The organism is Pseudomonas migulae (genome assembly GCF_043225285.1).
GTDB classification, from domain to species: Bacteria; Pseudomonadota; Gammaproteobacteria; order Pseudomonadales; family Pseudomonadaceae; genus Aquipseudomonas; species Aquipseudomonas migulae_C.
The window spans coordinates 1,622,736-1,649,487 of sequence record NZ_CP171224.1; the positions used below are offsets into that span (position 1 = coordinate 1,622,736).

At 60.6% G+C, this 26,752-nt stretch carries 25 protein-coding genes, 1 pseudogene and 1 riboswitch; of the genes and pseudogenes, 11 read left to right on the forward strand and 15 right to left on the reverse strand.

The features are described from left to right. Nucleotides 1-10 precede the first annotated feature (10 nt). The 5 genes from ACF6ZU_RS07495 to ACF6ZU_RS07515 form a co-directional block, all read right to left on the reverse strand. Complete coding sequence (locus tag ACF6ZU_RS07495; RefSeq protein ID WP_392891218.1) at nucleotides 11-2,749, reverse strand: LuxR C-terminal-related transcriptional regulator; 2,739 nt, start codon at nucleotides 2,747-2,749, stop codon at nucleotides 11-13. A 174-nt stretch (nucleotides 2,750-2,923) separates the two neighbouring features. Then, nucleotides 2,924-4,288 (reverse strand): DUF1329 domain-containing protein, encoded by a 1,365-nt coding sequence (locus tag ACF6ZU_RS07500; protein ID WP_392891220.1) that lies wholly within the window; start codon nucleotides 4,286-4,288, stop codon nucleotides 2,924-2,926. A 28-nt stretch (nucleotides 4,289-4,316) separates the two neighbouring features. Beyond that, the gene (locus ACF6ZU_RS07505; protein ID WP_392891222.1) at nucleotides 4,317-6,281 is read right to left on the reverse strand and encodes a DUF1302 domain-containing protein; all 1,965 of its coding nucleotides are present in this window, start codon (nucleotides 6,279-6,281) and stop codon (nucleotides 4,317-4,319) included. Between the two features lie 337 nt (nucleotides 6,282-6,618). Next, a complete protein-coding gene (locus ACF6ZU_RS07510) occupies nucleotides 6,619-8,301 on the reverse strand; it encodes a fatty acid--CoA ligase (protein WP_392891224.1) in 1,683 nt (560 codons plus the stop codon). A gap of 273 nt (nucleotides 8,302-8,574) precedes the next feature. Beyond that, a complete protein-coding gene (locus ACF6ZU_RS07515; protein WP_392891225.1) occupies nucleotides 8,575-9,204 on the reverse strand; it encodes a LysE family translocator in 630 nt (209 codons plus the stop codon). Between the two features lie 227 nt (nucleotides 9,205-9,431). Here ACF6ZU_RS07515 and ACF6ZU_RS07520 point away from each other — a divergent pair, with 227 nt between their 5' ends. The 3 genes from ACF6ZU_RS07520 to ACF6ZU_RS07530 all read left to right on the forward strand — a co-directional run bounded on the left by ACF6ZU_RS07520 (nucleotide 9,432) and on the right by ACF6ZU_RS07530 (nucleotide 12,267). Next, entirely contained in the window at nucleotides 9,432-10,397 is a 966-nt protein-coding gene (locus tag ACF6ZU_RS07520; RefSeq protein WP_392891227.1) for a 2-hydroxyacid dehydrogenase, read from the forward strand. Between the two features lie 33 nt (nucleotides 10,398-10,430). Then, nucleotides 10,431-11,429 carry a methyltransferase gene (locus tag ACF6ZU_RS07525; protein ID WP_392891229.1) on the forward strand — a complete coding sequence of 333 codons (999 nt, stop codon included), beginning with the start codon at nucleotides 10,431-10,433 and terminating at the stop codon, nucleotides 11,427-11,429. Between the two features lie 40 nt (nucleotides 11,430-11,469). Next, a riboswitch (yybP-ykoY riboswitch) is annotated at nucleotides 11,470-11,606 on the forward strand. Nucleotides 11,607-11,682: 76 nt separating this feature from the next. Further along, nucleotides 11,683-12,267, forward strand: a complete 585-nt coding sequence (locus tag ACF6ZU_RS07530) for a TMEM165/GDT1 family protein (RefSeq protein ID WP_214378618.1) — start codon at nucleotides 11,683-11,685, stop codon at nucleotides 12,265-12,267. A 147-nt stretch (nucleotides 12,268-12,414) separates the two neighbouring features. Here ACF6ZU_RS07530 and ACF6ZU_RS07535 read toward each other — a convergent pair whose 3' ends face one another. Next, complete coding sequence (locus ACF6ZU_RS07535; protein ID WP_392891231.1) at nucleotides 12,415-13,233, reverse strand: M48 family metallopeptidase; 819 nt, start codon at nucleotides 13,231-13,233, stop codon at nucleotides 12,415-12,417. A 1,453-nt stretch (nucleotides 13,234-14,686) separates the two neighbouring features. On the opposite strand from ACF6ZU_RS07535, the pseudogene ACF6ZU_RS07540 reads away from it, so the two are divergent. Together ACF6ZU_RS07540 and ACF6ZU_RS07545 are read left to right on the forward strand one after the other, a co-directional pair. Beyond that, nucleotides 14,687-14,746 (forward strand): annotated as a pseudogene (locus tag ACF6ZU_RS07540) (hypothetical protein); the annotation flags it as partial. A gap of 198 nt (nucleotides 14,747-14,944) precedes the next feature. Beyond that, nucleotides 14,945-15,649, forward strand: coding sequence for a methyl-accepting chemotaxis protein (locus ACF6ZU_RS07545; RefSeq protein WP_392893735.1), 705 nt, complete (start codon nucleotides 14,945-14,947; stop codon nucleotides 15,647-15,649). 53 nt (nucleotides 15,650-15,702) lie between these two features. Here the strand turns inward: ACF6ZU_RS07545 and ACF6ZU_RS07550 are convergent, their stop codons facing one another. Genes ACF6ZU_RS07550 through ACF6ZU_RS07560 form a run of 3 tightly spaced genes read right to left on the reverse strand, consistent with a single transcriptional unit; the run spans nucleotide 15,703 to nucleotide 16,816 of the window. Next, nucleotides 15,703-16,326: an SOS response-associated peptidase gene (locus tag ACF6ZU_RS07550; RefSeq protein WP_392891233.1), complete on the reverse strand. Its 624-nt coding sequence runs from the start codon at nucleotides 16,324-16,326 to the stop codon at nucleotides 15,703-15,705. Nucleotides 16,327-16,361: 35 nt separating this feature from the next. Then, nucleotides 16,362-16,625: a putative signal transducing protein gene (locus tag ACF6ZU_RS07555; RefSeq protein ID WP_392891234.1), complete on the reverse strand. Its 264-nt coding sequence runs from the start codon at nucleotides 16,623-16,625 to the stop codon at nucleotides 16,362-16,364. Between the two features lie 8 nt (nucleotides 16,626-16,633). Further along, entirely contained in the window at nucleotides 16,634-16,816 is a 183-nt protein-coding gene (locus ACF6ZU_RS07560) for a CPXCG motif-containing cysteine-rich protein (RefSeq protein ID WP_392891236.1), read from the reverse strand. Between the two features lie 139 nt (nucleotides 16,817-16,955). Between ACF6ZU_RS07560 and ACF6ZU_RS07565 the strand changes: the two genes are divergently transcribed. Further along, on the forward strand, nucleotides 16,956-18,122 hold the full coding sequence (locus tag ACF6ZU_RS07565; RefSeq protein ID WP_392891238.1) for a 1-acyl-sn-glycerol-3-phosphate acyltransferase: 1,167 nt from the start codon (nucleotides 16,956-16,958) through the stop codon (nucleotides 18,120-18,122). Nucleotides 18,123-18,259: 137 nt separating this feature from the next. Here the strand turns inward: ACF6ZU_RS07565 and ACF6ZU_RS07570 are convergent, their stop codons facing one another. Further along, nucleotides 18,260-18,538: a hypothetical protein gene (locus tag ACF6ZU_RS07570; RefSeq protein ID WP_392891240.1), complete on the reverse strand. Its 279-nt coding sequence runs from the start codon at nucleotides 18,536-18,538 to the stop codon at nucleotides 18,260-18,262. A gap of 195 nt (nucleotides 18,539-18,733) precedes the next feature. On the opposite strand from ACF6ZU_RS07570, the gene ACF6ZU_RS07575 reads away from it, so the two are divergent. Further along, nucleotides 18,734-18,940 carry a hypothetical protein gene (locus tag ACF6ZU_RS07575; RefSeq protein WP_214378627.1) on the forward strand — a complete coding sequence of 69 codons (207 nt, stop codon included), beginning with the start codon at nucleotides 18,734-18,736 and terminating at the stop codon, nucleotides 18,938-18,940. A gap of 185 nt (nucleotides 18,941-19,125) precedes the next feature. On the opposite strand, the gene ACF6ZU_RS07580 is transcribed toward ACF6ZU_RS07575, so the two are convergent. Continuing rightward, nucleotides 19,126-19,710 carry a YajG family lipoprotein gene (locus tag ACF6ZU_RS07580; RefSeq protein ID WP_123410123.1) on the reverse strand — a complete coding sequence of 195 codons (585 nt, stop codon included), beginning with the start codon at nucleotides 19,708-19,710 and terminating at the stop codon, nucleotides 19,126-19,128. 206 nt (nucleotides 19,711-19,916) lie between these two features. Here ACF6ZU_RS07580 and ACF6ZU_RS07585 point away from each other — a divergent pair, with 206 nt between their 5' ends. Both ACF6ZU_RS07585 and mqo read left to right on the forward strand, forming a co-directional pair. After that, nucleotides 19,917-20,150, forward strand: coding sequence for a hypothetical protein (locus ACF6ZU_RS07585; protein WP_392891242.1), 234 nt, complete (start codon nucleotides 19,917-19,919; stop codon nucleotides 20,148-20,150). Nucleotides 20,151-20,898: 748 nt separating this feature from the next. Continuing rightward, entirely contained in the window at nucleotides 20,899-22,407 is a 1,509-nt protein-coding gene (gene mqo / locus ACF6ZU_RS07590; protein ID WP_392891244.1) for a malate dehydrogenase (quinone), read from the forward strand. Between the two features lie 172 nt (nucleotides 22,408-22,579). On the opposite strand, the gene ACF6ZU_RS07595 is transcribed toward mqo, so the two are convergent. The 4 genes from ACF6ZU_RS07595 to ACF6ZU_RS07610 all read right to left on the reverse strand — a co-directional run bounded on the left by ACF6ZU_RS07595 (nucleotide 22,580) and on the right by ACF6ZU_RS07610 (nucleotide 24,623). Further along, nucleotides 22,580-22,867: a PA4642 family protein gene (locus ACF6ZU_RS07595; protein WP_392891246.1), complete on the reverse strand. Its 288-nt coding sequence runs from the start codon at nucleotides 22,865-22,867 to the stop codon at nucleotides 22,580-22,582. A gap of 63 nt (nucleotides 22,868-22,930) precedes the next feature. Further along, a complete protein-coding gene (locus ACF6ZU_RS07600; RefSeq protein WP_392891248.1) occupies nucleotides 22,931-23,416 on the reverse strand; it encodes a hypothetical protein in 486 nt (161 codons plus the stop codon). Nucleotides 23,417-23,587: 171 nt separating this feature from the next. Then, nucleotides 23,588-24,061 (reverse strand): WbuC family cupin fold metalloprotein, encoded by a 474-nt coding sequence (locus ACF6ZU_RS07605; protein ID WP_392891250.1) that lies wholly within the window; start codon nucleotides 24,059-24,061, stop codon nucleotides 23,588-23,590. Nucleotides 24,062-24,065: 4 nt separating this feature from the next. Beyond that, a complete protein-coding gene (locus tag ACF6ZU_RS07610; RefSeq protein ID WP_392891252.1) occupies nucleotides 24,066-24,623 on the reverse strand; it encodes a hypoxanthine-guanine phosphoribosyltransferase in 558 nt (185 codons plus the stop codon). 163 nt (nucleotides 24,624-24,786) lie between these two features. Between ACF6ZU_RS07610 and upp the strand changes: the two genes are divergently transcribed. Together upp and ACF6ZU_RS07620 are read left to right on the forward strand one after the other, a co-directional pair. Continuing rightward, entirely contained in the window at nucleotides 24,787-25,425 is a 639-nt protein-coding gene (upp, locus tag ACF6ZU_RS07615; protein WP_027925972.1) for a uracil phosphoribosyltransferase, read from the forward strand. A 2-nt stretch (nucleotides 25,426-25,427) separates the two neighbouring features. After that, nucleotides 25,428-26,702, forward strand: a complete 1,275-nt coding sequence (locus tag ACF6ZU_RS07620; RefSeq protein WP_392891254.1) for a uracil-xanthine permease family protein — start codon at nucleotides 25,428-25,430, stop codon at nucleotides 26,700-26,702. The last annotated feature ends 50 nt before the right edge of the window (nucleotides 26,703-26,752 follow it).

The following is a 26,752-nucleotide window of genomic DNA, read 5'->3' on the forward strand; positions in this document are numbered from 1 at the left end:
GCAAGCGACGTCAGCCCAGCACCCCCAGCGCCTTCGCCCGCGCGACCGCTTGCGTGCGCCGTTCAACCCCGAGCTTGCTGTTGATGTGGCTGGCGTGGGTTTTCACGGTGTGCAGGGAAATAAACAGCTGATCGCTGATTTCCTGGTTCGAACAGCCTTGGGCAATGAGTTTCAGAACGGCCAGCTCGCGGGAGCTGAGCTGTTCGCAGGCCTGTGAGGGTTCAAAGGCAACGCGCGCAGCCACGGCGGGCAGGCGCTCCGACAGGCTCTGCGAAACCGTCGCTTTGGCGCAGTGTTGCAGCTGCTCGCGCAACCAGTCCGGGTATTTGCTCAACAGACCATCGAAAGGTTGCAGGGCACCACCGCTGGCCGCGTCCAGTGACTGAGCGAAGGCTTGCCGGGCTTCAGGCTCGCGATTGTGGGCCAGGAGCAGTTCGGTTTTCTGTGTCAGCGTCATCACGCTGAGCAACTGCCGACCGGTTTGCTGCCCATGCTCAAGCAAGGCATTCAAGCGCCCTTCGGCAAGCATCGGCTGCCCCTTGATGACCTCCAGCAAAGCCTGCTGCAATTCGATGTGCAGCGGCAGTTGCGGATGGAATTCCGGAGGCGCCGCCGGTTGTTCACCGTTGTAGGTCTGGCCCAGTCGCGCGAGCCAGGCTTCTGCCAGGTCGGTGCGACCCTGAGCCAGCCAGAGTTCGCATTTGACCAGGGTGATCATCGCCAGGTAGTAGATCGGCGGTACGTCCCAGATGTGCATCAGCCGTTCGGCTTCGGCGAGTTCAGCGAAGGCCTTGGCATATTCACCGCTGCTGCCTTCGAGTCTGGCGATCACGCAATGCCCGATCAAGACACTGATGTCACGACAGGCGCGGGCCTCGGTCAGCCCCGCCTGCAAGCGCTGCCGGGCGGTTTGTGGTTGCAGGCGCAGCACCAACAGAAACCCTTCATACAAGGTCAATCGTGCGCGCACGGCGTAAAGGCGCTGCGGCGACAACCCCTGCAGGCGTTGCAACCCTTGGCGGACTTCATCCAGCGAGCGCAGGATTTCCCCCCGCGCCTGCAATACCCGGGCGCGATCATAATGGGCCAACGCTTCGAACAAGGGATTGCCGACCCGTTGCGCCAGCTCCAGGGAATCGCGGTTCAGCCCGCGTGCGCGCCACAGGTCACCGTCGGCAATCGCCAGGTTGGACAGGGTCGAGAGGCACATCAGGCGCTGTCCGTAACGCTTGGCCGGAAGGCTTTCCAGCGCTTCGGTGCAATAGAGCAGCGTCAACTGGCGATTACCGCGCCCCCGGGCAATGATCCCGCTCAAGGCCAGCCATTGCGCCAGCATGGATTTCTGCGCGGTGGCCGACGGTGCCGGCAGGAAGCGGCTCAGGTGACTGGCCAGCTCCTCGGCGGCGTCCAGCTGACAGGCCAGGCCCAACGCCCAGCTGTAGAGCACGATCAGTCGCGGCGTGCTGATCAGCAGGCTGTCGGGCAAGTCCATTTTCCAGCGCAGCAACATGCCGACGTTCTGTTCAGCCAGCAGTTGTTCTTCGGAGAGGTTTTGCACCAGGTTGGCCGCTACGTCGAGGTGGCCGGCGCGCAACGCCTGCTCCACCGCTTCATCGAGCAGGCCCTGCGCATTGAACCAGCGACAGGCACGCAAATGCAGACTCGCCGCCGGCACCATGACCTGGCGGGTCGGCCGCGTGCGCAGCAGGTCGGAAAACAGATGGTGATAGCGATACCAGTGACCGTGCTCGTCCAGCGGCACCAGGAACACCTGATGTGCAAGCAGGAAACCGAGGATCTCGGCACTGTCATGCGCTTCGCGAATCGCGTCGCACAATTCGCTGCAAAACCGCTCCTGTGGGGCGGTGTCGTACAGGAATGACTGCACCTCGGCGGGCAGGCAATCGATCACTTCTTCCAGCAAATAATCGCGAATCAGCCCTTCCCCGCCATTGAGGGACTGGGGCAACGCACCTTCGGAACCGGCTTCCGACGCCGCCAGCAGCCAGAAACGCAAGCCGGCAACCCAGCCTTCACTGCGCTGGATCAGGCTCTCCAGAGCTTCGCCGCGCAGCGATGTGCTGTGCCGGTCGAGCAGGGTCAAGGCTTCATCGTGGGTCAGGCGCAAGTCCTGTTCATGCAACTCGAGCAGTTGCCGGGATAACCGCAACCGCGCCAGATGCCAGTCCGGGCGCTGGCGACTGGTGACCATCACCAGCAAGCCGTCGGGAAGATGATTGAGGAAAAATTGCAGGCAACGATCGAGCACCGGCCCTTGGGCCAGATGGTAATCATCGAGCACCAGCAACAGGGGCGCAGTCGGCAGCAAGTGCACGGCCAGTTCGTCGAGCAAACCGTCCAGCCATTCTTCGAAGGCAAACGGCTGATGCCGCTGACGCATTTTCAGCAGGCCCAGGGACTGCCTGCCCAACTGCGGGAAAAAGTCCTGAAGACCTTCAAGCAGTCGCTCGAGAAAACGCCCTGGATCGTTGTCCCGCGGACTCAAACCCAGCCACAGACTTTGCCAGTGCGCCGGCAACCCCTGACAGAACTCCACCGCCAGTGAACTCTTGCCGAACCCGGCTGGAGCACTGACCAGCAACAGCCTGCCACCGAGCCCCGCACTCAGGCGCTCGCATAAACGGGGTCGTAACACGTGACCGTCAGGCAATGGCGGACGAAAAAAACGTCCGTCCAGTGTCGCGACGGCAACGCTTGCAGGACCCGGTAGTGGGGACAGATCAGTCATGGCCGGCTCTTGTTTGAAATGCGGTTGGCGGCGTTGCAGATGTCCGCAGCCTAGCGGTAAACGAAGAGGTATTGAAGGTTATTGCTACAAATGGCTACAAAAAGTCTACGCGCAAAAAAAAGCCCCGAACCAGTCGGGGCTTTTTTCGAGGATGCGGCCTCTGCTCAGTTCAGGTTAGCGAACCCCGGTCTGACGCAATGCCGCCGGCGTGAAGTCGCTGGTGGTGGCAGTGAAACCGAAGTTGTATGCCGACTTCTCTTCGTTCTTCATGCCCAGTGCCAGGTAACGGCCGGACTGCAGGTCGTAGAGGGCTTCCAGGGTGTACCAAGGCACTTGAACGTTGTAGTAGTTCTGGGAGTGAGCTTCCGCCACACGCCAGAGCTGGTTACGACCGTCGTAGTGATCGATCACCGCTGCCTGCCAGGTGTCTTCGTCGATGTAGAAGTCACGCTTGGCGTAGATGTGACGCTGACCTTCCTTCAGGGTTGCCACGACATGCCAGACCCGGCGCAGCTCGTAACGAGCCAGGTCCTGGTTGATGTGACCGGCCTTGATGATGTCGGCGTACTTCAGCTTCGGATCGTCGAGCTTGTAGCTGTCGGAGGCGATGTACATCTCTTTCTTGCCTTCGAGTTTCCAGTCGTAACGATCCGGTGCACCGTTGTACATGTCCAGGTTGTCGGAGGTACGCAGGCCATCCGCTGCAGTACCTGGCCCGTCATAGGACACTTGCGGCGCACGACGCACACGACGCTGACCGGCGTTGTAGACCCACGCCGAACGCGGCTCCGCCACTTGGTCGAGGGTTTCGTGCACCAGCAGCACACCACCGGCCAGACGTGCCGGCGCAGTCACTTCCTGCTTGAAGTAGAACAGGATGTTACCCGGGTTCGCCGGATCGTAATCCTTCATCTTGTCGCGGAATACGAACTGGTCCTGGAAGTAAACCAGGCTGTACGAGCCATTCGGCTGCGGCGTGGCCTGGGTCACCAGACGGGTCACGCTGCCACCGCGATAACGGGTGATGTGGTTCCAGATGACTTCGACACCGGATTTCGGAATCGGGAACGGCACCGCGGTTTCGAAGTTTTTCAGCCCGTTGCCGCCGGACACCAGCTCGGTGTTGGTGGCGTTTTTCTTGATGGCAGCGAATACGTCGTCCGGCACGGTCGCGCCGCGATGGGACGGATAGACCGGCATCTTGAAGCTTTCCGGATAGCGCTTGAACATCGCGTACTGGCCCGGAGCAAGCTTGTCTTTGTACTGGTCGACGTTCTGCGCCGTGATGGTGAACAGCGGTTTTTCACTGGCGTACGGATCGGAGAGGAAACCCTTGCTATCGACCGCGCCGGCATTTTTCGGCAACGGCTTCCAGGCCGGAATCGAACCGTCGGCATTGCCCGCCATCTCGGCGCCCATTGGCGTCAGGCTCTTGCCCAGCTTGTCCGCTTCGGCCGCAGGGACCGCTGCCATCACACTGGTCGCCAGCAGCGTTAGCCCCAGAACTCCAGCGTTGAACAGACTCTTTGTTGTTTTCATAGGTGTGTTCGTCCTGAAAATGCAGTGCTTAGAAGTTCACGCCGAAGCTGAGCGCAACGAAGTCGCGGTCATCCACGGTGGTGTACTTGCCGTCAAAGAAGTTGGTGTAGGCCAGGGACGCGGTGTAGGTGTTCTGGTACTCGGCATCGAGGCCCAGGCTGACCGCTTTGCGACCTTCCTCGAAGTTGCCGCCAGGACCTGGCGAGTAACCGTCAACGTCATGGGACCAGGCAATGTTCGGCTTGAAGTTCACACCGGCGATGACGTCGTTGTATTCCCAGATGGCACGAGCGCGATAACCCCAGGAGTCTGTGGTGGTGAAGCCATCGTTTTCGCAGTAGCGGCTGACGTTGTTTTGCGGTCCGCCTGCCAGGGTCGATGCGTTCAATGTCTGGCACTGACCGCCAGGCAATGGGCCAGGGCCGTAGCTCGGATCACGCCCGTAACGTGCTTTCGAGGTGCTTTCCAGGCCGCCGACGTGAGTCCAGCCCACCTCGCCCACCACGGTCAGACGCTCGGCGCCCATCACCTGGTCGAAGAAGTGCGTGAAGGTTGTTTGCAGCTGGCTCACTTCCTTGCGGCGATAGCCGTGCTGATCCTGTCCTGGCTGGCCTTGCAGCACGGAAACGTTAGGGTTCAGCGGCGTCAGGCCGGAGAAGAGGATGTCGGTGGTGTTGAGCTGTACCGGCGCGTTCGGACGGTAGCTGAACTCACCACTCCACGCGGTACCGGTAGGCAAGGTGGTGGAGAAGCTCAGGCCATACAGACGGATATCTTCCGGGTACTCGACGAAGTAGCTGGAGTTACCCGCGACCACCAATGGCAAAGTCTGTGCCGCCAGCCCGTTCGCACCACCCACGATGCCACCCACGGCGCCTGGCGGAATGCCCGCGCCAATCAGTGCGCCGCCCAGTGCGCCACCCAGTGCCTGTGCGTTGTAGGCACTCGCCGGTGCACCCTGGCCGCTGAAAATAGGCGCACGGCTGTGGTAGTTCATGAAGTAGGCACCGAACTCGGTGTCCAGTGGCTCGAACATATACTTGAAGGAAACGCCGAACTGGCCGCTGTCACGCGCATCGCGATCAGCACCGCGACGAACGATGGCGCCTTCATCCGGGTCACCCCAGTTCACGCCCCGGGCAGCCAGCGTGTTGATGACAGCGTTGCGCGCCCCGGCCGGCAATGCCCGCAAAGAGTTGTTGAGCCCATTACGGGTTCTCAACACTGCCAGGTTATTGTCGCAACCATCGGAAATCACGTCCGGTTGCGAGAAGAACGTACCGCAGTTATCGGTAACGGTCTGGTCCCATTCCAGCTGGTAGAACGCTTCGGTCGACAGGTTCTCGGTCAGGCTCTGGGACACGTAGAACATGTTGACCGGGATCAGGCCTTCCTTGATCTCGGCACCTGGACGACGGAACGCGGAAACGTCGATCGGGTTGATCGAGTTGATGCCGCCGCCGATGAAGGTACTTTCACCCCAGCTGACGACCTGCTTGCCCAGACGCACGGAACCCGGCTGATCGGCAATCGCGTAGTTGTGGTAGACGAAGGCGTCGAGGATCTGACCGCCAGAAGACTTGGCGCCTTCCTTGCGGTTGTTGTCGCTGATGTCCTTGAACGGACGGCTTTCGTCCTTCAATTCGAAGTCATACCAGTATTTGCCCCGGACGAAGATGCCGGTGTCGCCGTATTTCAATTCGAGGTCATGGATGCCCTTGAAGATCTTCGAGAAGGTTTCCCCGCTCTTGAAGTTCAAGTGGCCGTCGTCGGAGGTCTGGGACAGGCCACGGCCACCGTTGTTGACGCCGATGAGGTTCTTGTTGGCACTCTCGGTAGACCAACTGGCACCAATCGACAGGGATGAGTCGAACTGACCTTCGATTTCACCAACGTTGAAACTGACGCCGAATGCGGGCCCGGCGAGCGTAGAGGCAAGACTGACAGCCAGAGGCAGTTTTGCCCGGCGCCAGAACTGGTTTACTGATGTCATCGACGCTACTCCATGTGCATTATTGTTATGGCAGTGAGTACTTTTAAAAACGCTGTGGTTGACCGGGAGCCAGGGCTTCCCGAAGTCACTCCAAAGTTGCATCGCCCCGTGTTGTGCGTGTGCCCCGTTCTTAAAAATCCTTGAGCGGACTATAGCCAGCAGGTAGTACTGCTTGATCCCTCTAAAGTGTGATTTGCAGCTGCCGGCCACTCTGGAACAGTCCTTTCGCCAGGCCGACACCCGTCGGCACGGGAAGGATGGCTGAAAATTCGGATTTCACAAGCCAAGCGCTTGCTTGGTGGGCCTGGCGTGCCTTTTCAGGCACGCCGGAAGACGCTTAAAGCGTCGAAAGGAAGGTGCTGTTGTTGGCTTGCCATTCGGTGATGTCGAGGCGAATCCGCTTCTTGTCGAGCTTGCCGACACTGGTCTTGGGAATTTCAGTAACAAGGGCGATCTGACTCGGGATGGCCCACTTGCTCAGGTGCCCCAGCTCGACAAACGGCTTGAGGTGTTCCTTGAGTTCCTTCGCCCCAATTACATGGCCTTCGCGGATGACCAGCAAGGCAAACGGGCGCTCCCCCCATTGCGGATCGGCGATGCCCACCACTGCTACTTCGCGTACCGCTGCATGACGGCTGATCAGGTCTTCGAGGTCCAGGGAGGAGATCCACTCGCCGCCGGTCTTGATCACATCCTTGATGCGGTCGCGGATGTCGATCACGCCCATGCTGTCCAGCGTCGCCACGTCACCGGTGTGCAACCAGCCGCCGGCCCAGAGCTCGGCGCCCTTCTGCGGCTCGTTGAAATAGCCTTCGGTGAGCCACGGCGCACGCAGCACCAGTTCGCCCTGGGTCTCGCCGTCGGCGGGGAGGAAGTTGCCATCGGTATCGACGATCGCCGCCTCGACCAGAGGCCCCGGCACGCCGGCCTTGATCCGGTAGGTGGTGCGCTCGTCTTCGGTGCCGGCCATCAGTTCATCGTTGAGGTGCGCGCACGAAACCAGCGGCCCGGTTTCCGACATGCCGTAAGCGGCGGTCAGCTGAATGCCCTTGGCTTTAGCGGCTTCGTACAGCGCTCGGTTCAACGCACTGCCGCCGATGACGATTTTCCAGCCACCGAAGTCCGTGCCTTGTGCCGCCTTGGCGTTGAGGACCATTTGCAGGATGGTCGGGACGCAGTGGGAAAAGGTGACCTTCTCCTTGCGCCACAGCTCCACCAGGTATTCAGGATCGTAGCGACCGGGATAAACCTGCTTGAGCCCGAGCATGGTCGCCACATACGGCAAACCCCAGGCGTGCACATGGAACATCGGGGTGATCGGCATGTACACGTCGTTGGTGCCCAACAGCCGTACGCTGTCGATGGCACCCATGATGGTCGACACGCCCATGGTGTGCAGCACCAGTTGCCGATGGGTGAAATACACGCCCTTGGGATTGCCGGTGGTGCCGGTGGTGTAGAAGGTGGTCGCGACCGAGTTCTCGTCGAAATCCTGGAAGTCGTATTGCGCGCTCGCGGCCGCCAGCAACTGCTCGTACTCGCCGACGAGGTTCGGCAGGTCGGCGGTCTTCTCCGGCAGGTCGGTCAGCAGCAGGGTTTTCTCAACCGTGGTCAGGTGCCCGGCAATCGCGTTGTACAGCCCCACGAATTCGCTGTTGACCAGCACGAAGCGGTCCTCGGCGTGGTTCATGGTGTAGAGGATCTGCTCCGGCGACAGGCGCACGTTGATGGTGTGGATCACCGCGCCGATCATCGGGATGGCGAACATGCATTCCAGGTATCGGTGGCTGTCCCAGTCCATCACCGCCACGGTATCACCGGCCTTGACGCCGGCGGCCGTGAGGACGTTGGCCAGCCGCGCGACCCGTTCGATCAGGGTCGGGTAGCTGTAGCGCAACTGGTCGCGGTAGATGATCTCGCGGGTTTTCTCATAGCGCGCGCCAGACATCAGCAGCCGTTTGATCAACAGCGGGTACTGGTAAGCGCCTTCGGCTGGGGGGATAACGCGAGTCTGCAACATAAGAATCCCTTTTCTGACTGCACGGTCGTGACTGAAAGTAAAAGCACTCTAGTGCCCTTCCATGACAACCAAATCAGCCGAAGGAATGATTTGTAACGATCAGCAAATGCTAGCGTTGCGCCAGCATTTACGGGCATTCACCCGCACGAGTAACTGTAGGAGCCAGCTTGCTGGCGATGGATTAGCTGACACCGTGTCCTTTCCAGAATGAACGCGTCATCGTTGAAGTCCATCGCCAGCAAGCTGGCTCCTACTAAGGATGGTGTTCGTCGATCAATGCATCTCGGTGAAGGCGAGTTTCACCCCGATAGCGATCAGCACAGCGCCCATGGTCCGGTCGAACCAGTGCCCCATGCGGGCAAAACCGGCGCGCACGCGCTGCTGGCTGAACAGCATCGCCACCAGGCAGAACCAGAACGCCGTCGCCGCTGCGAGGTAAACCCCGTAGCCGGCCTGAACGCTCAGTGGCGTGTGCGGATTGATGACCACGGTGAACAACGACAGGAAAAACAGCGTGGCTTTCGGATTCAGGCCGTTGGTCACGAAACCCGAAGTGAATGCGCCGCGCGCCGTGCGCTCGCCCGCTTCCTTGTGCAGGTCGTCAGCCACCGGCTTGGCCGGCTGCGCGCGCAGGGCCTTGAAGCCGATGTACAGCAGGTAAGCGGCAGCCGCCCATTTCAAGGCGTTGAACAGCACGATCGACTGGGACACGATCAGGCCGATGCCGAGCAACGAATAACCGACGTGCAGGAAAATCGCCGTGCCGACGCCCAGCGCGGTCCATGTTCCTGCGCGACGACCGTGGGTCACGCTCTCACGCACCACTACGGCGAAATCGGGGCCGGGACTGGCGACGGCGAGCAAGTGAATCAGGGCAACGGTCAAGAACTCTGTCCAGTACATGCGGGTTCCTCAATAAAAGTGCGCTCAAGGTGTCAACAATCCCTGTGGGAGCGAGCCTGCTCGCGATGAGGGAGTGCCAGTCGTCAGACTCTTGTCTGACACACCGCCTTCGCGAGCAGGCTCGCTCCCACAGGATGAGTGTCCGGCCTGATGATGCGTAACGATTTGTTTCATCTGGTAGGCTCGGCAGATTACGCCTTCAGTTCAATGCACAAAAGGTACAGTTGATGACGAACTCTCGCCGCGCCGTTTTCCTCGACCATCCTTCGCTGGACCTCGGCGATCTCGACCTCAGTCCATTGCGCGAATGTTTCGATGAGTTGCAGCTGTTCGCACAGACCACGCCGGACCAGGTCATCGAACGCCTGAAAGGCGCCACCGTCGCCATCAGCAACAAGATCCTGATCGATGCCACAGCCATCGCCGCCAGTCCCGAACTGAAACTGATCCTGATCACCGCCACCGGCACCAACAACGTCGACCTCGCCGCCGCCCGCGCCCATGGCGTGACCGTCTGCAACTGCCAGGGTTACGGCACGCCATCGGTGGCGCAGCACACGATCATGCTGCTGCTCAACCTCGCGACGCGCCTGGCCGACTACCAGAAAGCCGTCGGTGAAGGCCGCTGGCAACAAGCGAAACAGTTCTGCCTGCTGGACTATCCGATCGTCGAACTTGAAGGCAAAACCCTCGGCCTGCTGGGTCATGGCGAGCTGGGCTGCGCGGTCGCCCGGCTGGCCGAAGCCTTCGGCATGCGCGTGCTTCTGGGCCAGATTCCGGGGCGCCCTGCCCGGCCGGACCGTTTGCCACTGGATGAACTGCTGCCGCAGATCGACGCGCTGACCTTGCATTGCCCGCTCAACGAACACACCCGCCACTTCATCGGTGCCCGCGAACTGGCCTCGATGAAGCCGGGCGCATTCGTGGTCAACACCGCTCGAGGTGGCTTGATCGACGAACAGGCGCTGGCCGATGCCCTGCGCAACGGCCACCTCGGCGGTGCAGCCACGGACGTGCTGAGCGTCGAGCCGCCGACCGCCGGCAATCCACTGCTCGCCGCCGACATTCCACGCTTGATCGTCACGCCGCACAACGCCTGGGGCAGTCGCGAGGCGCGGCAGCGGATCGTGGGCCAATTGACCGAAAACGCGCAGGGATACTTCAGCGGTAAGGCGCTGCGGGTCGTCAGTTGATAAACTGCGGCACTTTTTTTCAGGGAGCAGAGTATGGATCCGCGCAGTGAAGTACTGCTTCGTCAGGCCGAGTTATTCCAGGGTTCAGTGTTGCTGGCCGGCTTGCCCGCCGATGATTTGCTGGGCCGCCTGCCCGACGCCCACGGCTGGTGCTGGCACGCCGGCGACCAGGCCGCGCTGGACGCTCGCTTCGTTGAACGCAGCCATTTCGGCGTGACCGCACCCGAGCGCGAGTTCGAGGCGGCGGTAGTGTTTCTGCCCAAATCCAAGGACCTCACCGATTACATCCTCAACGCCCTCGCCTCGCGCCTGGCCGGGCGCGAGCTGTACCTGGTGGGTGAAAAACGCAGCGGCATCGAAGGCGCGGCCAAACAGCTGAACCCGTTCGGCAAACCGCGCAAGCTCGACAGCGCGCGGCATTGCCAGCTGTGGCTGGTCACCGTGGCCAATGCGCCAGAAGCCAAATCCCTGGAAAGCCTGGCGCAAACCTATGAGTTGCCGCTGGCCGAAGGCCCGCTGAAAGTCATCAGCCTGCCGGGCGTGTTCAGCCACGGTCGCCTGGATCGCGGCAGCGCCTTGCTGCTGGAGCATCTGGATAAACTGCCAAGCGGTCATTTGCTGGACTTTGGCTGCGGCGCCGGTGTTCTGGGCGCGGCGGTCAAACGTCGTTATCCGCACAATCAGGTCACGTTGCTCGACGTGGATGCGTTCGCCGCCGCCAGCAGTCGCCTGACCCTGGCTGCCAATGGTCTGGAAGCCGAGGTGATTACCGGTGACGGAATCGATGCGGCGCCGATGGGTTTGAGTGCGATTTTGAGCAACCCGCCATTCCATGTCGGCGTGCACACGGATTATTTCGCCACCGAGAACCTGCTGCGAAAAGCAGCCAAACATCTGAAAAACGGCGGCGAACTTCGGTTAGTCGCGAACAGTTTCCTGAAGTACCAACCGCTGATCGAAGAGCACCTCGGCGTGTGCGCGATCAAGGCCGAGGGACAGGGTTTCAGAATCTACCGGGCCAAGCGCGGCTGAAAATTTGTACTTGCCCAATCGGATTTGCCTAGGCAGAATCCGCTCCGTCCTAGGGGAGTAGTCTCCCACGAGCGCCATGCTCGTCCGGCATACGTCAACATACTTGGTCCTCAGACCATGGCGTATGCGACCCCAGCGTCCGCATCAGACGGATCGCAGGGTTTGACAAGACCTATGACACGAACACCTTACCCGGGGCGGGAAGGCTGTACGTGTCATAGCCGTGTCGACCCGCCCCTTAGGAAAACCCCTGATGCTGGATTCATTGCTCGTTCCCACCGCAATCGTTGCCTTGGCCGAAATCGGCGACAAGACGCAACTGCTCGCGCTCATTCTCGCTGCCCGCTTCCGCAAACCGTGGCCGATCATCGCCGGCATCGTCGCCGCGACCCTGGCCAACCACGCGGCAGCCGGTGCGGTAGGCGCCTGGGTCGGCAGTTTCTTCTCGGATGCGATGCTGCACTGGATCCTCGCCGCGAGCTTCACTGCGACGGCATTGTGGACCCTGGTGCCGGACAAGATGGATGACGACGAAGCCAGCACCGCCCGCAAGTTCGGGCCGTTCCTGACGACGCTGATCGCTTTCTTCCTCGCGGAAATCGGTGACAAGACCCAGATCGCGACCGTGATGCTCGCCGCGCAATACCCGGAACTGTGGCTGGTGATCATCGGCACCACCGTGGGCATGTTGATTGCCAACGTGCCAGTGGTACTGGCGGGCAATTTTGCGGCGGACAAACTGCCACTGACACTGATCCGTCGCCTGGCGGCGTCGGCGTTCTTCATCCTGGCGATTGTTGCGGTGTACAAGGCGATGCAGAGCAGCGGGTGGGTTTGACGCGTTCAGTCAGTAACACCGTGTAATCGATCATCGCGAGCAGGCTCGCTCCCACATGGATGTTGTGATCGACACTGACCCTTGTGGGAGCGAGCCGGCTCCGGGCGGCGTTCCGACGATGAGGCCAGAAGCCTCAACAGATAACGATCAGGACTTCGGCGCTTTCTCGTAGAGCGGCATCACCTTCGGAATCGCCGCCTGCAACGAGGCAATCCGGCTGGCCGACGCCGGGTGAGTGCTCATGAACTCCGGCGGCGAACCTTCCGACGCCTTGCTCATCTTGTTCCACAAGGTGATCGCGGCGTTCGGGTTGTAACCCGCGCGGGCCGCCAGTTCCAGGCCGATCAGGTCCGCTTCGTTTTCATTGGCACGGCTGTTGGGCAGTGTCATGCCGTAGTTGGCCACGGTGTCCGCCAACGCCAGGCTGTCCTGGCCGAGACCGAACAAGGCACCGGCACCCTGCTTGGCCATTTCGATGCCGTACGCCTTGGACATGGCTTCACGACCGTGTTCGCGCAAGGCGTGGGCGATTTCATGGCCCATGATCGCGGCGATTTCATCGTCGGTCAGTTTCAGACTGTCGATCAGCCCGGTGTAGAAAATGATCTTGCCGCCAGGCCCGCAGTTGGCGTTGAGCTCGTCACTCTTGATCAGGTTGACTTCCCATTTCCACTGGGCCGAATCCGGACGGAAAATCGGCGCCTGGGCAATCAGCCGATCGGCGATCACCTGGATGCGCTTGGCATCGTTGCTGGTCTTGTCCAGCACACCTTTGCTGGTCGCCTCGCCAACGGTCTTCTGATAAGACTGGGCGTACATCTGGTTGACCTCGTCCGTGGACAACATGCTGAACATGTACTGCTTGCGTTCAACGCCCACGGCACCGCCGCTGGTGGTGTTGACCGACTGACAACCGGCGAGCAACAGACTCGCGCCCAGTGCACATACAACCAATCGCTTGTTCATCAAAAAACTCCCTGAAAACATGCCGGGTATCCTAGGCGCCGAATTGTATCGACGCCAGATACAACAGACATACAGACGCAGATTTCGGACAAAGCTCTCATCCACAGTAGGAAAAAATTCACATACCGCCAACCGCCACGGCCAGTCACGGCCGGCAATGATTCAATTGCGACATCAACCACTCCAAAACAGCCATTTCGTCGCCCCTCGCTCATGGCCTTCAAGCTCCCTGCCGATACACCACCGCAGACGTCCTCTTGCGTGCGGAGCACCCATGAAATTCAAGTCGATCCAGTTTTCCGTGGCCGCCCTCGCGGGCGCCATCGTATTAAGTGTCGTGGCAGCGCTGGTGCTGTACGCGCTGTTTTCCGGCGCAAGGACGCAAGACATGGTCCAGGAGCGGACCCAGGCCCAATTCGAGCAAGTCATCGAACAGCGCCTGACCTCCCTGGCGCAAACCCAGGTCAGCCAGATCCAGCGCGAGCTCGAAGCGCCGCTGCTGATTGCCGGCGGACTGGTGCGGGTCAACGCGCTGATCGGTACGCCTGGCGCGGACGGCCAACCACAGCTGAGCCTGAGCCGCGAGCAATTGATCGGCCTGATCAAGGAAAACGTCGCCAGGAACCCGAAAATCCTCGGCACCTACATCGGTTGGGAGAAAGACGCCCTCGACCACAATGACGCCGCGTACGTCGGCACCAAGGTCGTGGGGATCGATGCCAGTAACGGTCGTTTCCTGCCGTGGTGGTTCCGCAACGAGGACGGCAGCCTGGGCCTGGACAAACTGGTGGACGTCGACGACCAGAAAACCCTGTCCACCGGGGTGCGCGCCAGCGAGTACTACCTGTGCTCGAAAGAAACCAAGAAATCCTGCGTGATCGATCCGGCGCCCTACAAGGTCGGCGACAAGATCGTCATGCTCGCCTCCTTTATTGAACCGATCATGCTCAACGGCCAGTTCCAGGGCATCGTCGGCGCCGACCTGTCGGTGAACTTCATCCAGGAAATGCTTCTGGGCGCGAACCAGAAACTGTACGGCGGCTCGGGCGTCATGGCGCTGATCGGCGGTAACGGCCGGATCGTGGCCTACACCAAGGATCCGAGCAAATTCGGCGAGAAGGTCAGCGACATCCTCGACAGCCAGCAGATTGCCAACATGGCCAATCTCAAGCGCGGCGAAGTGACCTACACCGTCGATAAGGCCCAGGGCCGGATCGAGTTGTACCTGCCATTCGGCATCGGCCAGACCGATGCGCGCTGGACCCTGATGCTGCAACTGCCGCTGGACGCGGTCATGGCCGACCTGCAAAAACTCCAGGCCGACCTGAACACCCAGCGCAAATCCGACACGTTCGGCATGGCCATGGTCGGTCTGCTGATCGCCGGCATCGGCCTGCTGGTGATCTGGCTCGTGGGCCACGGCATTGCCCGTCCGCTGAAACAGATGGTGGCCATGCTCGACGACATCGCCAAAGGTGAAGGTGACCTGACCCGTCGCCTGACCAGCGACCGTGCCGACGAACTGGGCTCGATCGCCAAAGGCTTCAACACCTTCCTGGCCAAGTTGCAGGCGATGATCACCCAGGTGGTCACGTCCGTGCAGAGCGTCAGCGATTCGTCGGAACACACCGCCGACATCGCCATCCGCACCAACATCGGCGTGCAGAAGCAAATGGTCGAGATCGACCAGGTGGCCACGGCGGTGCATGAGATGACCGCCACCGCACAAGACGTGGCGCGCAACGCGACCCAGGCCGCGCAAGCGGCCAGTCATGCCGACCAGGCCGCGTCCGAAGGCAAGCAGATCGTAATGGACACGTCGAACTCGATCGGCGTGCTGGCGGTGGAAATCGGCAAGGCTGTGAGCGTGGTGCAAACCCTGGCCAAGGACAGCGAGAACATCAACGCGATCCTCACCGCCATTCGCGGGATCGCCGAACAGACCAACCTGCTGGCCTTGAACGCGGCCATCGAAGCGGCACGTGCCGGTGAACAGGGCCGTGGTTTTGCGGTGGTGGCCGATGAAGTGCGCAACCTGGCGCAGAAAACCCAGAAGGCCACCGAAGAAATCCAGACCATGATCCAGCAGCTGCAACAAGGCACGCGCGATGTGGTGCGGGTCATGGAAGACAGCCAGAACCGCACCGATGAAAGCGTGCAGCACGCGGCGAAAGCGGCCGAAGCGCTGGATGCGATCACTCAGGCCGTGTCGGTGATCAATGACATGAACACGCAGATCGCCAGTGCGGCCGAGGAACAGAGTGCAGTGGCGGATGACATCAACCGGAACGTGATCAACATCGGGCAAGTGGCCAATGAAGTGGCGGGCGGCGCGGATGAGTCGAGCGCGGCGAGTGCGGACTTGACCAAGCTGGCCGAGCAGCAGCGGCGGTTGATCAATCAGTTCAAGGTTTGATCCAAAGACCCTATCGCTGGCAAGCCAGCGATGGCGTCACCCCAGACAACCCATCAGCCGGGGGTCAGACACTCCGGCCCATTCAACTTCGGATCATTCACCAGATTCGCCAACACCCGCTCGCGCAACGCCGCGGGCTCACTGGCCAGCAACCCCTGCAACACATGCAACGGCGTCTCGGGATCGAGCCACGCGGCCTGCCCCGCCGCATCCAGGATCAACGGTCGCCGCTGACTCGCCGCCGGCTGCGTGATCACGGCCGTGCTCAGCCACACTTGCTCCTGCACCGGATAGGCCTCCCAGACCGCGGCAAAAAACAGCGTCGAACCCTCCCCCGGTGTCAGCCAATACGGACGCTTGCGGGTGCCGCCGCGCCATTCGTAAAAACCGTTGGCCGGCAACAGGCAGCGACGCTCGCGCAGGGCCTGGCGAAACATCGGTTGTTCAGCCACGGTTTCGGCCCGGGCATGGGCCGGCGTGCGGGACAGATCGGTCAGCCACGGCGGCGTCAAACCCCAGCGCGCACGGGCCAGCTCACGCTGGCCGTCGACACCGGCACGCAGCATCAACACCGAATCATTGGGGGAAATATTCCACTGGGCCTGCTGATCGGCGGGGAAGCCAGGCAGGGCCGCGAAGGCAGGATTCCAGCGAAACAGGGCATAACGTCCACACATGGGGCAGCACGACTCTTGATAAAACGGACGTCAGCCTAACAGACCAGCGTGCCGGGAAAGCTGTCCGGTTGTTCATCGCCGGGCATTGGCAGCGCGGCATTGTACGCGGTGATCAACTCGCGGGCGTATTCAGCCTGGTCGTTATCCACCGCCAACCCGAGCAGGCCGAAAATCGGCAATTCGCCCGTGCCGCCGAGTAAATCGCGGCCGACCAGATGCGCCTCGACGCCCTCGCTGGCCAGCATGCCTTGCAGCAACTCGCCTTCCATCAGGTTTTCCGGTTCGTAGATTCGCTGCATGGGCGCCCTCACTCGTTCTCGCTGAACACTTCGAGATGCCATTCCTCTCCATGAACCTGCAACACAAACGTAATGGGCCGACAACACACCTGACAGTCCTCGATATAGGTCTGATCGCCTGCCGATAAATCCACAGTCGTCTCGACCTCTTCACCACAATACGGACATTCATACTCTGCAGCTTCCAGCATCGCGGTCTCCCAGGTGACTTGTGCGTATAATCGCCGGTCTATTTGCAGGGCTATTTTTGTCTGGCTACCTTTTCAGACCGTGCCCCGTTGGTTTTCGATCAAAACCTTTACTTACCCTAGCCGTTTCTAACAAGAGAGCATGATGGGCGAATTCGATGCCATCCGACCTTACGACGACAGCGAAGTCCCAGCAGTGCTGGCACGCTTGCTCGGCGACAAGGCGTTTCTAGATATCCTCACCCACTTCCGCTTCCCGCGTTTCGCCGGTGCCTTCGGCTGGATGCTCAAACCTCTTATAGCTCATCGGCTGCGCCGTGAGTTCGCCGGCATCGATTCGGTGGCCACGTTGCAGGACAAAGTCGAGTATTACGTCGACCACACCATCGAGCGCGCCACCGACGGTGTCACCTACACCGGTGTCGAGCAGTTCAAGTCCGGCAGCGCCTACCTGTTCATCGCCAACCACCGCGACATCGTGATGGACCCGGCCTTCGTCAACTACGCCGTGTACCACGCCGGCCTGCCGACCCCGCGCATCGCGATCGGCGACAACCTGCTGCAAAAGCCCTTCGTCAGCGACCTGATGCGCTTGAACAAGAGCTTCATCGTGCACCGTTCGATCACCGGTCGCCGGGAAAAAATGGCGGCTTACCAGCTGCTGTCGGCCTACATCAACCACTCGATCCGCAACGATTGCGCCTCGATCTGGATCGCGCAGGCCGAAGGTCGGGCCAAGGACGGTGACGACCGCACCGAGTCGGCGATCCTCAAGATGTTCCACATGAGCCGCAAGGACGAGCCGTTCGGCGAAGTCATCCGCTCGTTGAACGTGACCCCGGTGTCGATCAGCTACGAATACGACCCGTGCGACCAGGCCAAGGCCCGCGAGCTCTACATCCGCGCCACCACCGGCACCTACACCAAGGCGCCCGGCGAGGACGACGTGAGCATCGCCAAGGGCATCACCGGCTACAAGGGCCGTGTGCACGTGAACTTTGCCGCGCCGATTACCGAGCTGTTCGAAGACACCAAGCAATTGGCGATCGAGATGGACAAGCAGATCCTCGGCGGCTACCGCCTGTTCCCGGTGCATTACCTGGCGTACGCGCAGTGGAAGGATGCCGACCCGCAATTGCAGGTGCCGAAAGCGGCTGAGGTATTTGCCGCCGACGAACTGGCAAAGGCCCAGGAAGAATGGCAGCGCCGGCTGGATGAATGCCCGCAAGAGCATCGTCCGTTCCTGGTGCTGCAATACGCCACGCCGGTGCGTAATCAGTTCCGTGTGAAGGCTGGGTTACCGCTGTAGCAGTGGCCTAGGCACGCTTTCTGTAGGAGCGAGCCTGCTCGCGAAAAACGTCCAGACACCGCGTTTATTCAGACTGCACGCGTTATCGTTGACGTCCATCGCGAGCAGGCTCGCTCCTACAGTGGTTTACGGTGTGGTCAGACGCGCGTGCTGATCCACGACACCAGCAACGCCAGCCCCAGGCAGGCAAAGCCGAAGCGGTAGAAAAACCGGTTCATGCGCAAGGTCGCCCAATCCAGGACGGGCTCTTCACTGGGCGAATTCTGACGCTGTGCCGCCAGGCTGGCCTGTGCGCGTTGTTCGCGACGGCGCGTGGCGTGCAGCAGCCAGCCGCCGGGGAAGGCAAACAGCAAGGCCAGCAGGTTGATCAATTTGGCGGGATGGGCGGTAAACAGCGTCATCAAATGCAGCGACATCACGAACCTCGGACAAAACAGGTGTGGCAGACGCCGGACCGACGACCGCGGCGCGGATTCTACCGAAAGCCGCCCCTCCTGCCCGCCGATTTACGACAAATAACTCACCATCTGGCAGATTCCTGCCCTACGTCACGGCTTCGTCATCTGTATGCGGCAGTCTCTCGCCCCATCAAAACCGACACGGACACCGTCATGCTCCACGCTGAAAACCAGGATCGCCTCTACCTCATCGCGCAAAGCGACGAACAACAAGCATTGGTCGGCAGCCTTGCCTTCAACGTTCAGGATCGCCATTGGCTGGTGTATTGCGCGCTGGGCGGGCACCAACATGCGGACCTGCCGGAGGCGGATTTGCTGACGGGTGTGAGTGTGCTGGATTTTTATTCACAGGCCGCCTGACAACACCGCCCCCTGTAGGAGCGAGCTTGCTCGCGAAAAACTTCAGGACAACGCGTTAAATCAGACAGCCCGCGTTATCGTTAACGTCCATCGCGAGCAAGCTCGCTCCTACAGTTGTGCGATGTACAGATACAAAAAAGCCCGGCGCCATCACTGGCGCCGGGCTTTTTGATGTCAGCGAAAACTTACTCGCCGAGAATCTGACCCACGGTCGGGTCCTTGAACAGGCGCGTCAGCGCATCGCTCAACACATCGCTGACCAGCTTGGTGTTGGTTTCCTGGTTCGGCGCCATGCCGAAACGCTGATCCAGGGAGGCGCCGTAACGACCGCTGTAACGGCGGTTGGCATTCTGCACATCAGAGCGGAAGGTCGCGCCGATGGTCGCCTCGGTCACATACATGCCTTCTTTCGGCGACTGATACTTCAGCTCGGCCAGGGTCACGGTCAGTTGTGGGGCATTCATGCCATTGGACACCGGAGTGAAGCCCAGCAAGCGCACGGCGGCTTCCGCTTGAGCCTGCAGTTTCGGCAGGATCTGCGCGCCTTGCACAGTGATTGCGCTGGTCTCAGGGTACAAGCCCCCACGGGTGCCCAAGGTTGGCGACGGACGACCATCAACCACCCGAACCACGACCTGCTGGCCATGGCCGACCGGTGCCAGCTGAGTGGTCAGCTTCGGCTCCGGATTCAGTTGTTGCGGACTGTGGGCGCAGCCGACCAGGGTCAAACTGGTCACAGTGATCAAACCGAACAACAAGCGTTGCAACATGCTCTTCTCTCCAGAATCAGGCACAAACAGGCCGGCAGTATAGCGGTGCGCCATCGTCGCTAACCAGCACCTCGCCGTGAATACTGAAATGTCTGACAAACCCCGGCGCAGGGGGTTCCTGTCACACAGATGTCACTGCCGATACACGCGCATGTCACGGCATTCGGGCAATCTTCTCGGCAGTCACCCCTTCAAGGTACTTTGCCATGCGCTACCTGATTTCACTGTTCGCACCGCGCCCGCTGCATCGCTGCTTCGTCCTGCTCGACCGCAACGGTCATTGCCAGGCGTTCAAGCAGTGCAGCCTGCAGCCAATGGGCGATGGCTGGGTCGAAATCGATGAAATCCGCCTCAATTGGCTGCATCATCCGTTGCCTGCCAGCGCCCGCGTCAGCCAGCGCCAGCCACGCGCCCGCGCGCAACAGCTGTTGACCACCTGACCAGACGCCTAATAAAAGTCATTAAACACGCCCATTTCCCTGCGTTTCTTAGATACAATCTCCCCCCGATTATAAGGACGTCTCCTGATCGGGCCTCGCAGCATCGTCAATGTTTCGGTATTGCACTGGATTTTGACACCCCGCACCGCCCACAGAGAGCCGCCCACACAGATCGAGTGAAGCTGGCGCGCTTGCTGTTCCCTGAGCAAAAACCCCACTTTTCGCGAATCTGCAGAGCTGTCATTACGCTCGGTCACTGAGCTGTTTGCCCGTTTTGCCTGTCATGTATCCCATGACGGCAATCCATCCGGGCACGGTGCCAGGCTGGGGCAGCCCTTTTTTGAGGTTCACGTCTTCAAAAGAGCGTGAAAAAAACGGGTTTTCACAACTTCACAAGAGTGTGGCGAGCAAATGAATAGTTTTGCGTCTGAACATGCACCATTAGCGTCTGGAACAGCCCAACGACACAGGACCGAGTATTCCTCGAACACCGGAGCCTGAAGCCTGTCCGCTACGGATTTGGTTGCACAAACGGATGTCTCGACCATAAGTCGAATTGCCAGTCGCGCGTTGAAATGAGTTCATAGACCTCATTGACCCGGCCGGTAGCGTCCGTCGAAGTTGCGATAAATTGCGAAGATTCGGACATGGCGACACTGCCATGGGTACCTGGGGCATCACTGACACGCCCCGAACGCCTGGCAGCCATGCCGACAATTTGGTGCTGCAGATTTTGGAGACGCGTTAAATGGCGCATAACGAAGCAGTCGACGTAGTTCTGGTTGGGGCCGGCATCATGAGTGCCACCCTCGCCGTACTGCTCAAAGAGCTCGACCCCGCGATCAAGCTGGAAGTCGTCGAGCTGATGGATTCCGGTGCCGCGGAGAGTTCCAACCCGTGGAACAACGCCGGGACCGGTCACGCCGGGCTGTGTGAGCTCAACTACACGCCGCAGGCCGCCGACGGCACCGTCGACATCAAGAAAGCCGTGCACATCAATACCCAGTTCGAAGTGTCGAAGCAGTTCTGGTCGTACCTGACCAAGAAAGGCACCTTCGGCTCGTGCAAGTCGTTCATCAGCCCGGTGCCGCACCTGAGCTTCGTGCAGGGCGACAGCGGCGTTTCCTTCCTCAAGGAACGCTTCAAGGTGCTGAGCAAGCACCACGCCTTCGCCGACATGGAATACACCGAAGACAAGGCAAAAATGGCCGAGTGGATGCCGTTGATGATGCCGGGGCGTGACGCTGGCGAAACCCTCGCCGCCACCCGTGTGATCAATGGCACCGACGTCAACTTCGGCGCCCTGACCAATCAGTTGCTCAAGCACCTGACCAGCGCACCCGATGCCCAGGTCAAGTACTGCAAGCGCGTGACTGGCCTGAAACGCAACAACGGCGGCTGGACCGTCAGCATCAAGGACGTCAACAGCGGCAACACCCGCGAAGTCGACGCAAAATTCGTGTTCCTCGGCGCGGGCGGCGCGGCATTGCCGCTGTTGCAGGCGTCGGGCATCGAAGAAAGCAAAGGCTTCGGCGGCTTCCCGATCAGCGGCCAGTGGCTGCGTTGCGACAACCCGGAAGTGGTCAAGCATCACCAGGCCAAGGTGTACAGCCAGGCCGCCGTGGGTTCGCCACCGATGTCCGTGCCGCACCTCGACACCCGCGTGGTCGATGGCAAGAAGTCCCTGCTGTTCGGGCCTTACGCCGGTTTCACCACCAAGTTCCTCAAACACGGCTCCTTCATGGACCTGCCGATGTCGGTTCGCGCCGGCAACATCGGCCCGATGCTGGCTGTGGCGAAAAACAACATGGACCTGACCAAGTACCTGGTCAGCGAAGTGATGCAGTCGATGGAGCAGCGTCTGGACTCCCTGCGCCGCTTCTACCCAGAAGCGAAAGCCGAAGACTGGCGCCTGGAAGTGGCCGGCCAACGGGTGCAGATCATCAAGAAAGACCCGAAGAAAGGCGGCGTTCTGCAGTTCGGCACCGAACTGGTCGCGGCCAAGGACGGTTCCCTTGCTGCCCTGCTGGGCGCTTCGCCTGGCGCGTCGGTGACTGTTTCGATCATGCTGGAACTGATCGAAAAATGCTTCCCGGCCAAAGCGTCCGGCGAGTGGGCGACCAAACTGGCGGAAATCTTCCCGGCCCGTGAAAAAGTCCTGGAAACCGATGCTGCGCTGTATCGCAAGATCAACACGCAGAACAACATCGCGCTGGAACTGGTTGAAGAAAGCAGCGAGACGCCAAGCTTCGCTTGATCGTGGCGCACAAAAAACGCCCCGTTCTCATTGAGAGCGGGGCGTTTTTTTATGCCTGTTTCACGGTAAATCTGATTTTGTAGGAGCCGGCTTGCCGGCGATGGCGGCAGCTCTGACACACCGCGTTGCGCCCATCGCCAGCAAGCTGGCTCCTACAAGAACAGGGATTTCTTCAGCCGCGGGCTTTTTCGATCAGTTCGATGTAGTCCGGAGCATTGCGCTGATCCTTGATCACCGCGACGAAGTCATTGCCGTGCTCGTCCTTGCCGTCCAGATCGAAACCGGCTTCAACGAAGAACGTCAGAAACCGTTCGAAATCGTCGATGCGCAGGCCACGGTAGGCCTTGATCAGTTTATGCAGGGACGGCGAAGTGGCATCGACCGGTTCGAAATCGAGAAACAACTTGATCTGCTCATCGCCGATCTCGTCACCAATCACTTGTTTCTTATCTTTACGCATTGCCGACTCCAGCTCGCAGACATTTCACGGGGCGGGCAGTTTACCCCTCACAGGCCGCCGGGCTCAACGCGGACGAACGGCCCCGGTGTGCAAGTCGGCCCAGACATGGCCGTTGGCGTAGCTGAGGAACTGGCAATACACCGTGTCATTGCGCAACAAGTCGATCACCACGCGGTACTGCGCCATCGGGTAAAACAGCGTCAGGGTTTTGCTTTTTTCGTCGTAGATCGGCTTTTTCAGGCTTTTGCTTTCGCCATCGAAATTAACCAGCACCTGATTGATCGTCGCGCCCTTGTTCAAGGATTTGCCCTTGAGGCGGATCAGCAGCGGCGACGTCACCGGGATCGGCTGCTGCGTGGACTGCCGCTGACTGCCGACCACCACCGAATACTCGGTGACCTGCATCAATTGTTGCTGTTCCGGTTCGGCATCACGCAGGGTCAGGTCATCGGGCGGGAGAAACTGCCCGTGCATCGGTGCCGGCGCGGCGGCCAGAGGCAGGCTGAGGGTCAGCAACAGGGCGGCGCAGCTGCGGATCAAAAGGCTCATGACAGGCTCCGAAGTCGAGGCCGGGCACTTTAGCACGCAGACCGGAGACGATTACCTGTAGGAGCGAGCCTGCTCGCGAAGAACTTGAAAACGCCGCGTTTTTCCAGACAGCCCGCGTCATCGTTAACGTCCATCGCGAGCAGGCTCGCTCCTACAGTGGGATGGGGTGTATCAATCGAACTGCGCGCGCATCCAGGCTTGATACTCGCCCACGCCCGGCTCGCCTTCGCGCGGCGCCCAGTGCGCCAGCTCGCCCTCACCCACCGGGCGATACGGGCCGGCCTTGCACTCGAACATCAGGCTGTCGGCTTCCAGCACTACCAGGCCATGAAACACGCCGGTTGGCAGGTCTACGCCGACGCAGTCGCCACCGGCCTGCAGGACTTGCTTGCTGACCACCACGCCCGACTCGTCGAAGATCAACAGGCCCAGCCGCCCCTTGAGGACAAGCAAGGTTTCGGCCTTGTTCTCCCCCAAGTGGCGATGAGGCGGGATGTACGTGGCCGGCTGCAACCCCACCGCCATGCGATGGCAAGCGTCTTCCATCTGATGGAAGTTGTGGTGCTGGCGACCTCGCGGGTTGGCCGCGGCTTTCTCGGCAAGCTCAGTGAACAGGGTTTGATCAAGAAAGCTCGGCGTGGCCATCGGCTTACATTCCTTTAACGGCGAAAATCCCGTTGGCGTTACGCCAGTAACCTTTGTAGTCCATGCCATAACCGAAGATGTAACGGTCAATGCACGGCAAACCGACGAAATCGGCTTTCAGGTCCGGGCGAGCCTTGCGGTCGTGGTCTTTGTCGATCAGCACGGCGGTGTGCACTTTGCGCGCGCCAGCGTGTTTGCAGAAATCGATGATCGCGCCCAGGGTGTGACCTTCGTCGAGGATGTCGTCGATGATCAGCACGTCACGGTCGATGAACGAGACTTCCGGCTTGGCTTTCCAGAACAGGTCGCCGCCGCTGGTTTCGTTGCGATAGCGGGTCGCGTGCAGGTAGGACGCTTCCAGCGGGAATTGCAGATGGGTGAGCAGCTTGCCGGCGAAGATCAGGCCGCCGTTCATCACGCAGAACACCACCGGGTTAGTGTCAGCCATTTGCTCATTGATATGTGCACCGACGCGGGCGATGGCCGCCTCGACTTCAGCTTCGGTGTACAGGCAGTCAGCCTCTCGCATGACTTGACGGATATGCTCGAGATCAGCGGACATGGCGCTCTCCAAGGGGTGGCATTCAGGAAAAGCGGGCAAAGGTACGCATCCCGCACGGCCAGATCAAGCGTTTGTGGACTAACGTACTCTATTGTCTATAGGACAACACCCTCGGATAGATTAATCTAGGCCGGTTTTTTTGCCCGCCGCCGGAGCCTTTCCCATGCCCATCCTCGAGATCCGCCATCCGCTGATCCGTCATAAACTTGGCCTGATGCGCCGCGCAGACATCAGCACCAAGAATTTCCGTGAACTCGCCCAGGAAGTCGGCGCCCTGCTGACCTACGAAGCCACCAAAGACCTGCCGCTGGAAGCCTACGACATCGAAGGCTGGTGCGGCACCGTGTCGGTCGAGAAAATCGCCGGCAAGAAAATTACTGTAGTACCGATCCTGCGCGCCGGTATCGGCATGCTCGAAGGCGTACTGAGCCTGATCCCGGGCGCCAAAGTCAGCGCCGTGGGCGTGGCCCGCAACGAACAGACGCTGCAAGCCCACACCTACCTGGAAAAACTGGTCCCGGAAATCAACGAGCGCCTGGCAATGATCATCGACCCGATGCTCGCCACCGGCAGCTCCATGGTCGCCACCATCGACCTGCTGAAAAAAGCCGGTTGCCGCGACATCCGCGCGATGGTGCTGGTGGCTGCACCGGAAGGTATCGCCGCGGTCGAGAAGGCTCACCCGGACGTGACCATCTACACCGCTTCCATCGACGAAAAACTCAACGAACACGGTTACATCATCCCCGGCCTGGGCGATGCCGGTGACAAGATCTTCGGCACCAAGCAGAAGGACGCGTGACCATGCAGCAAGAGTTCAACGATCCGCTCTGGCGCACGGTGCTGTCCGGCGCCCAGATGCTGTTCGTGGCGTTCGGCGCCCTGGTGTTGATGCCGCTGATTACCGGCCTCGACCCGAACGTGGCGCTGTTCACCGCTGGCCTGGGGACGATCCTGTTTCAGATCGTCACCGGCCGTCAGGTGCCGGTGTTCCTGGCATCGAGCTTTGCCTTCATTACTCCGATCATTCTCGCCAAGGGCCAGTTCGGCCTCGCGGCGACCATGGGCGGCGTGATGGCGGCGGGTTTCGTCTACACCTTCCTCGGCCTCGCCGTGAAGATCAAAGGCACCGGGTTCATCGACCGCTTGCTGCCGCCGGTGGTGATTGGCCCGGTGATCATCTCGATCGGCCTGGCCATGGCGCCGATTGCCGCCAACATGGCGATGGGCAAGGCCGGCGACGGTTCCGAGCTGATCCATTACCAGACCGCGATGCTGATTTCGATGCCCGCGCTGCTGACTACCCTGATCGTCGCCGTGTTCGGCAAAGGCATCTTCCGCCTGGTGCCGATCATCTCCGGTGTGCTGGTGGGTTTTGCCATGGCGTTCTATTTCGGCGTTGTGGATACCGCAAAGATTGCCGCAGCACCGTGGTTCGCCATCCCGAACTTCACCGCGCCGGAGTTCAACTGGCAGGCGATTCTGTTCATCGTTCCAGTCGCCCTGGCGCCGGCCATCGAGCACATCGGCGGCGTGATCGCCGTGGGTAGCGTGACCGGCCGCGACTACCTGAAGAAACCGGGCCTGCACCGCACGCTGCTCGGTGATGGCATCGCCACCACCGCCGCCGGTTTGTTCGGCGGGCCGCCGAACACCACGTACGCCGAAGTGACGGGCGCGGTGATGCTGACCAAGAACTACAACCCGAAAATCATGACCTGGGCGGCGATCTTCGCCATCAGCCTGGCGTTCATCGGCAAGTTCGGCGCGCTGCTGCAAAGCATTCCGGTGCCGGTGATGGGCGGGATTCTGTGCCTGCTGTTCGGTTCGATCGCAGCGGTGGGGATGAACACGCTGATCCGCCACAAGATCGACCTGGGCGAAGCCCGCAACCTGGTGATTGTCTCGGTGACACTGGTGTTCGGGATTGGCGGTGTGCTGGTCGGCACCGGCACCGGCCCGGACGACTTCGGCCTCAAAGGCATCGCGCTGTGCGCGGTGGTGGCGATTGCGCTGAACCTGTTGCTGCCGGGAAATGACGGCTGGAAGCACAAGAAGGCGGATGAGCCGCTGTTGTAAGCCATAGATCTTTATCGCGGCTTATGGCGCTATCGCCGGCAAGCCGGCTC

Coding starts and splice junctions, on each gene's coding strand:
- ACF6ZU_RS07495 (WP_392891218.1), bottom strand. CDS start 2,749: ATGACTGATCTGTCCCCACTACCGGGTCCTGCAAGCGTTGCCGTCGCG.
- ACF6ZU_RS07500 (WP_392891220.1), bottom strand. CDS start 4,288: ATGAAAACAACAAAGAGTCTGTTCAACGCTGGAGTTCTGGGGCTAACG.
- ACF6ZU_RS07505 (WP_392891222.1), bottom strand. CDS start 6,281: ATGACATCAGTAAACCAGTTCTGGCGCCGGGCAAAACTGCCTCTGGCT.
- ACF6ZU_RS07510 (WP_392891224.1), bottom strand. CDS start 8,301: ATGTTGCAGACTCGCGTTATCCCCCCAGCCGAAGGCGCTTACCAGTAC.
- ACF6ZU_RS07515 (WP_392891225.1), bottom strand. CDS start 9,204: ATGTACTGGACAGAGTTCTTGACCGTTGCCCTGATTCACTTGCTCGCC.
- ACF6ZU_RS07520 (WP_392891227.1), top strand. CDS start 9,432: ATGACGAACTCTCGCCGCGCCGTTTTCCTCGACCATCCTTCGCTGGAC.
- ACF6ZU_RS07525 (WP_392891229.1), top strand. CDS start 10,431: ATGGATCCGCGCAGTGAAGTACTGCTTCGTCAGGCCGAGTTATTCCAG.
- ACF6ZU_RS07530 (WP_214378618.1), top strand. CDS start 11,683: ATGCTGGATTCATTGCTCGTTCCCACCGCAATCGTTGCCTTGGCCGAA.
- ACF6ZU_RS07535 (WP_392891231.1), bottom strand. CDS start 13,233: ATGAACAAGCGATTGGTTGTATGTGCACTGGGCGCGAGTCTGTTGCTC.
- ACF6ZU_RS07545 (WP_392893735.1), top strand. CDS start 14,945: ATGACCGCCACCGCACAAGACGTGGCGCGCAACGCGACCCAGGCCGCG.
- ACF6ZU_RS07550 (WP_392891233.1), bottom strand. CDS start 16,326: ATGTGTGGACGTTATGCCCTGTTTCGCTGGAATCCTGCCTTCGCGGCC.
- ACF6ZU_RS07555 (WP_392891234.1), bottom strand. CDS start 16,625: ATGCAGCGAATCTACGAACCGGAAAACCTGATGGAAGGCGAGTTGCTG.
- ACF6ZU_RS07560 (WP_392891236.1), bottom strand. CDS start 16,816: ATGCTGGAAGCTGCAGAGTATGAATGTCCGTATTGTGGTGAAGAGGTC.
- ACF6ZU_RS07565 (WP_392891238.1), top strand. CDS start 16,956: ATGATGGGCGAATTCGATGCCATCCGACCTTACGACGACAGCGAAGTC.
- ACF6ZU_RS07570 (WP_392891240.1), bottom strand. CDS start 18,538: ATGTCGCTGCATTTGATGACGCTGTTTACCGCCCATCCCGCCAAATTG.
- ACF6ZU_RS07575 (WP_214378627.1), top strand. CDS start 18,734: ATGCTCCACGCTGAAAACCAGGATCGCCTCTACCTCATCGCGCAAAGC.
- ACF6ZU_RS07580 (WP_123410123.1), bottom strand. CDS start 19,710: ATGTTGCAACGCTTGTTGTTCGGTTTGATCACTGTGACCAGTTTGACC.
- ACF6ZU_RS07585 (WP_392891242.1), top strand. CDS start 19,917: ATGCGCTACCTGATTTCACTGTTCGCACCGCGCCCGCTGCATCGCTGC.
- mqo (WP_392891244.1), top strand. CDS start 20,899: ATGGCGCATAACGAAGCAGTCGACGTAGTTCTGGTTGGGGCCGGCATC.
- ACF6ZU_RS07595 (WP_392891246.1), bottom strand. CDS start 22,867: ATGCGTAAAGATAAGAAACAAGTGATTGGTGACGAGATCGGCGATGAG.
- ACF6ZU_RS07600 (WP_392891248.1), bottom strand. CDS start 23,416: ATGAGCCTTTTGATCCGCAGCTGCGCCGCCCTGTTGCTGACCCTCAGC.
- ACF6ZU_RS07605 (WP_392891250.1), bottom strand. CDS start 24,061: ATGGCCACGCCGAGCTTTCTTGATCAAACCCTGTTCACTGAGCTTGCC.
- ACF6ZU_RS07610 (WP_392891252.1), bottom strand. CDS start 24,623: ATGTCCGCTGATCTCGAGCATATCCGTCAAGTCATGCGAGAGGCTGAC.
- upp (WP_027925972.1), top strand. CDS start 24,787: ATGCCCATCCTCGAGATCCGCCATCCGCTGATCCGTCATAAACTTGGC.
- ACF6ZU_RS07620 (WP_392891254.1), top strand. CDS start 25,428: ATGCAGCAAGAGTTCAACGATCCGCTCTGGCGCACGGTGCTGTCCGGC.